The organism is Pseudoalteromonas sp. NBT06-2 (genome assembly GCF_002276045.1).
In the GTDB taxonomy this organism is placed as follows: domain Bacteria; phylum Pseudomonadota; class Gammaproteobacteria; order Enterobacterales; family Alteromonadaceae; genus Pseudoalteromonas.
The window spans coordinates 1-391 of record NZ_NQMR01000196.1 but is presented as its reverse complement, the minus strand read 5'-3'; the positions used below and the strand labels follow the sequence as shown (position 1 = coordinate 391).

The 391-nt window shown below is 40.4% G+C and carries 1 pseudogene; it reads right to left on the bottom strand.

What is annotated here, in order from left to right:
* Positions 1-391: pseudogene (locus CJF42_RS23490) on the bottom strand (tape measure protein); the annotation flags it as partial.

Genomic DNA, 391 nt, shown 5'->3' with positions numbered 1-391 from the left:
GCTAATGAAGTAAAAGCACCTGTTGCACTTTGATAGGTATTCATTATTGCTTGGGCGATACTAAAGGCTTTGTAAGCTTTAAATGCTTTTTTACTTTGGCCTGCCATGGCTTTAAAGCCTGTCGCACCGAGATTTATAACCGATTGTGTTTTTTCTGCAGTGGTTTGTTTTTCAAAGTTAGCAAAGGCCACAACATTTTGCTGTAGTGCGCCAGCATATTTGTTTTTGATTTGAAATAAGCGTGCTTGATGTGCGGCCTCATCGGCTTCACGTTGGCTATTAAAGCCAGCTGCAGCATTGAGCTCTGTTTGTCGTGCTATCTCCTTAATATCATTATCAGCATTGTATTTAATTTCACCGTGTGCATCATTTGCTGCTAACCCTAGTGATA